At 73.3% G+C, this 4,412-nt stretch carries 6 protein-coding genes; 5 read left to right on the top strand and 1 reads right to left on the bottom strand.

What is annotated here, in order from left to right:
• The coding region (locus tag HLB15_RS22735; protein WP_171108933.1) for a DUF3375 family protein at window positions 1-503 on the bottom strand (503 nt) is incomplete at its 3' end.
• Between the two features lie 178 nt (window positions 504-681).
• On the opposite strand from HLB15_RS22735, the gene HLB15_RS22730 reads away from it, so the two are divergent.
• The 5 genes from HLB15_RS22730 (at window position 682) to HLB15_RS22710 (ending at window position 4,284) form a co-directional block, all read left to right on the top strand.
• Window positions 682-960, top strand: coding sequence for a helix-turn-helix domain-containing protein (locus tag HLB15_RS22730; RefSeq protein WP_171108931.1), 279 nt, complete (start codon window positions 682-684; stop codon window positions 958-960).
• 168 nt (window positions 961-1,128) lie between these two features.
• Entirely contained in the window at window positions 1,129-1,812 is a 684-nt protein-coding gene (locus HLB15_RS22725) for a YdcF family protein (RefSeq protein WP_171108929.1), read from the top strand.
• A gap of 86 nt (window positions 1,813-1,898) precedes the next feature.
• Window positions 1,899-2,312 (top strand): DUF1232 domain-containing protein, encoded by a 414-nt coding sequence (locus HLB15_RS22720; protein WP_171108927.1) that lies wholly within the window; start codon window positions 1,899-1,901, stop codon window positions 2,310-2,312.
• A 21-nt stretch (window positions 2,313-2,333) separates the two neighbouring features.
• Window positions 2,334-3,617, top strand: coding sequence for an NAD(P)/FAD-dependent oxidoreductase (locus HLB15_RS22715; RefSeq protein ID WP_171108924.1), 1,284 nt, complete (start codon window positions 2,334-2,336; stop codon window positions 3,615-3,617).
• A 76-nt stretch (window positions 3,618-3,693) separates the two neighbouring features.
• Window positions 3,694-4,284 (top strand): 1-acyl-sn-glycerol-3-phosphate acyltransferase, encoded by a 591-nt coding sequence (locus HLB15_RS22710; protein ID WP_171108922.1) that lies wholly within the window; start codon window positions 3,694-3,696, stop codon window positions 4,282-4,284.
• Window positions 4,285-4,412: the final 128 nt, after the last annotated feature.

Below are 4,412 nucleotides of genomic sequence, written 5' to 3'. Positions count from 1 at the left end.
GACGCCAGCCGCGCCTCCGGGTCGGGGTCGGCGTCGGCGGCCAGGCCGTGCAGGCCGTCCAGCACGGCGGCGAGCCGCGCGGGGGTGACGGCCGGGTGCGGCCGACGGAGCCGGGCGACGAAGCGCAGGGCGACCAGGGCGCCGTCGGACAGCTCCGCCGTCTCGGTCGCGTCGCCCTGGGCCGCGGCGCGGCGGCGGACCAGGACGCCCTCGTCGATCCACTCCGACACGTAGAACCAGCCGGAGTAGGGCAGCTCGAAGCCGGCCCGGCGCAGCTCGGGCAGGTCGTCGTCGATGCGGTCGGCGAGCTGCTCCACGGGCAGGCGCCGCCGGGCGGCTCCCAGATGGCGCTCCAGGAGCACGACGGCGGCAGCGGCGTTGCGCGACCGCAGCAGCACCCAGGCGGGGTGCTCCTGGAGGAGCGCGCGCACGGCGCGCGCGGCCTGACCGCGGCGGCCCGGCCCCTGGCCGGCGTCAGCCGCCGTACCCGTCGACGTACCCATGAGGGCTGAGAGTAGTAGGCGGATGTGTCGTTACGGCACCTTCGGGGGAAACATGCGGTACCTGCCGTCCGCACCTCCCGCCGGGGCGGCGTCCGCCGCGCCGGGAGGCGGATAGACGTATAGAGTCCTCGTGGTGTCACCGGCACGTGGATGCTGACCGAGCCGACGGGAGGGTGCCTTGCTCACGACCGCAGCCCAGATCGTTGTCCGGATCCGAGCCGAGCGCGAGCTCACGATGACCTCGCTCGCGGCGCTCGCCGGCGTCCCCACGTCGACGATCAGCCGCATCGAGTCCGGCCGGATCGAACCGACCCTCGGGATGATCCGCCGGATCGCGCTGGGCGCCGGGTATCACCTCCACCTGCAGTACCACGACCTGTTCTCGGGCAGGATCGAGGACCATCCGGTCGGGGTCGGCACGAACGAGGACGAGAACGAGGGGGACCACGACCGGTAGGGGCGTTTCGCCCACATCGGCTACCGTGGCTTCACAGGGGAGGTCTCGTATGGGATGCCTGCGCAGGGGACACGCAAATTGTGACATTGCGCGCAGAAATGTCGAAAGTGGACAGGTGCACCGCGCTCAGGTTGTGCCCCGGATTCTGCCGAGCAATATGGTCGTCATATGCCGAACGTCATGATCCCCGCCGCGGTGCGGGCGGACGTCGAGACGCTGTGGGCGTTCCACGACCTGCGCCACGAGCCGCGGGCGGTGGACGTCTGCATCGGCCTGGGCGGCCACGACCTGGGGGTCGCCGACTACACGGCGGACCTCTACCTCGAGGGCCTGTTCGGGCAGATCGTGTTCACCGGCGCGAACGCGCCCACCACCATCGACGTCTTCCCCCAGGGCGAGGCGTTCGGCTACCGCGACCACGCGATCGCCCGTGGCGTTCCCGCCGAGGCGGTGCTCGTCGAGCCCGCCGCGACGAACACCAGCGAGAACCTCGAGTACAGCCGCAAGGTGCTCGCCGAGCACGACATCGAGCCGTCGTCGGTCCTCCTCGTCTCCCACCCGTACCAGCAGCGCAGGGCGTTCGCGACGTGCCGGGTCGTGTGGCCGGAGGTCGACGTGCTGTGCGTCTCGCGGCCCCTCGGCCTGGACGCGTACGTCGCGACGATCGGCGACGCGGACCGGGTGGTCGACATGCTCGTGGGGGAGACGCAGCGCCTCTCGCTGTACGCCGACCGCGGTTTCATCGCGCACGAGGAGCCGGTGCCCGACGACGTCGTGGGCGCGTTCGACCGGCTCGTGACCGCCGGCTACACGTCGCGGCTGGTGGAGGACAGGCGGCCGATCGACGCGTGACCGCGGCGTGCTGAGGCCGACGTCACGAAGCGGATGATCCGTACATCCCTGGCGGGGCGGCGGGTTCTCCGTTACGTTTCCGGGGCATGGGCGAGGACAACAAGCGCGGCAGGGATCCCCGGAAGTTCACGTGGCAGGAGATCCTCACGTTCATCGCGGGTGCCGGGTACGTGGCCAGCCCGATCGACCTGCTCTCCGAGGGCGTGCTCGGCCCGCTGGGCCTCGGCGACGACGCGATCGCGATCGTCGTGGCGGGTGTGACGCTGTACAAGGCGCTCAAGCGGTTCCGGGAGCACCGGGCGACCCCGGGCGCCGCCGGGTCCGCGAGGTCCGGCTCCACCGGGTCGGGCTCCACGGGGACGCCCGGCGCCTCGTCGACGGCCGGCCCGTCGGGTGCGGCGGGCGCCACGGGCGGCCCGGCCCCCGAGCCCGCGCCGGGCAAGGGCAAGATCATCCCGGGCACCGCCGAGGACGTGACCGACCGCAGGCCGCGCCGCTGACCCGGCGCTAGGGTCGACGGCGTGGTCGGTAGCGAAGCACCCCGCATCCTCGTCGTCGGCGGCGGCCCCACCGGGTCGGCCACCGCGGTGGCCCTGCGGCGCGAGCTGCCCGCCGCGCGGGTGACCCTGATCGACAAGGCGACGTTCCCGCGGGACAAGACCTGCGGTGACGGGCTCGGCCCCGGCGCGCGGCGCGTGCTCGACGGGCTCGGCCTGTCCGCCCGGCTGCGCGACTTCCACATGCCGATGTCGGTCGCGATCAGCGGCCCCGGTGACGTCGAGGCGTTCGCCCGCGGCCCGATCATGGAGGGCCGCGACCTCGCCGGCTACGTCGCGCCGCGCCTCGTGCTCGACGACCTCCTGCTCGACGCGGCGCGAGACGCCGGCGCGCAGGTGCGTGAGGGCGTCGCGTTCACCGGGATGGCGCCGGCGGACGGCGGCGAGGTGGTCCCGCTGCCGGACGGCGACGCGTCCTTCGACCTGGTCGTCGGCGCCGACGGGGCCTACTCCGCGGTGCGCCGCGCGCTCGGCGTCGAACGGCCCCCGATGCGGCACACGCATGTCGCGATGCGCGCGTACGCCCGCGTCACGCACCCCACCCAGCCGGTCGGCGACACCCTGCGCTTCGACTTCCTCGAGTCCCTCCTGCCGGTCTACGGCTGGGTCTTCCCGCTGCCCGACGACGGCGCCAACCTCGGCGTCGGCATCCCGGTCGAGCAGCTCCGCCGGCAGACCGCGCGACACGGCCGCACGCTGCGCGACCTCTTCGACCGCTACGTCGCGGACCTGACCCGGCGCGGCTTCGAGGTCTCCGGCCTCGAGCGCGTGGCCACGCACCAGCTGCCCCACGCCGCGGCCCGCACACCCATGACGGCGCCCGGGCGCGCCGCCGTGCTCCTGGGGGACGCCGCCGCGACCATCAACCCCCTGAGCGGCGAGGGTATCTTCTACGGCATGGCAGCGGGCGTGCAGCTCGCCGAGCACCTCGGCGCCCTCGAGCGGGCGGGCACCTCCTGGCGCGGCGCGGGCCTGGCCGACGCGCTCGCCGGTTTCGAGCGGGCCCACCGGCGCCGGTTCGGCCGCCACTACCGCGAGTGCTACCGCGCGCAGCGACTCATGAGCTCTCGGACGTGGGCGAAGGTCGCGACGCGCGCCGTCGCGGCGTCGGACGAGGCCATGGCCCACGTGGCGCTCATGCTGTTCGACGAGCAGACGGCCGGGTCGCGCGGCCTCCTGAGGCTGACGGCGAGCCTGCTGCGGCCTGCGCTGCTCGGCGGCGCGCGCACGTCGCGGACCGGTCGGTGAGCTGCGGCGAGATCTGTCAGAATCGGGGCCCCGCCACCCCGTGGGACCACCTGGTCCCGCTCGACCGAGGACACCGATGCCACGCACCATCCGACGGGCCGCCGCACGACTGATCTGGACCGTCACGGGCTACCGGATGCGCTCCGAGCCGGCCCCGACCCGGCCGACGGTGTTCATCGGCGCGCCGCACACGTCGAACACCGACTTCTTCCTCATGCTCGCCATCGCCTTCGAGCTGGACCTCACGATCCGGTTCCTCATCAAGGACTCGTGGTTCCGCGGCCCGGTGGGCGGCCTCATGCGGCGGCTCGGCGGCATCCCCGTCGACCGCGAGGACCCGGCGAGCATCGTGGGCGAGATCCTCGAGGCCGTCGAGCGCGGCGAGGAGTTCCACCTGGTGGTGACTCCCGAGGGAACGCGCGGCGCCGGGTCGGGGTACTGGAAGTCCGGCTTCTACCGCATCGCGCTCCAGGCGGGCCTCCCGGTCACGCTCGGCTACGTCGACGGCGTCGCCCGCGTCGCGGGGCTGGGGCCGAGCATCGAGCTCACGGGCGACGTCGCCGCCGACATGGACGTGATCCGCGCGTTCTACCGTGACAAGTCCGGCGTCAAGCCGAAGAACCGCACCGAGCCGCGCCTGCGTTCCGAGGGCGGCGCCGCAGCCTAGGCCCAACGCCGTTCGGTTAGGGGCCGGGGCGGGGTGTCAAGAGGGTGGTGGTGATCGTGACGGGTCGTGATCGGCGGTCGGCGTGGCGGTTGCGGGCTTGGTACTTGGAGATCGCGCGTTTGATGATG

Source organism: Promicromonospora citrea (assembly GCF_013004695.1).
In the GTDB taxonomy this organism is placed as follows: Bacteria; Actinomycetota; Actinomycetes; order Actinomycetales; family Cellulomonadaceae; genus Promicromonospora; species Promicromonospora citrea.
The sequence above is the reverse complement of the archived record's forward strand: the minus strand, read 5'-3'. Positions and strand labels throughout refer to the sequence as shown.

Excerpts from the sequence above, each read along its gene's own strand:
- HLB15_RS22725 (WP_171108929.1), top strand. The coding sequence starts at position 1,129 with ATGCCGAACGTCATGATCCCCGCCGCGGTGCGGGCGGACGTCGAGACG.
- HLB15_RS22720 (WP_171108927.1), top strand. The coding sequence starts at position 1,899 with ATGGGCGAGGACAACAAGCGCGGCAGGGATCCCCGGAAGTTCACGTGG.
- HLB15_RS22710 (WP_171108922.1), top strand. The coding sequence starts at position 3,694 with ATGCCACGCACCATCCGACGGGCCGCCGCACGACTGATCTGGACCGTC.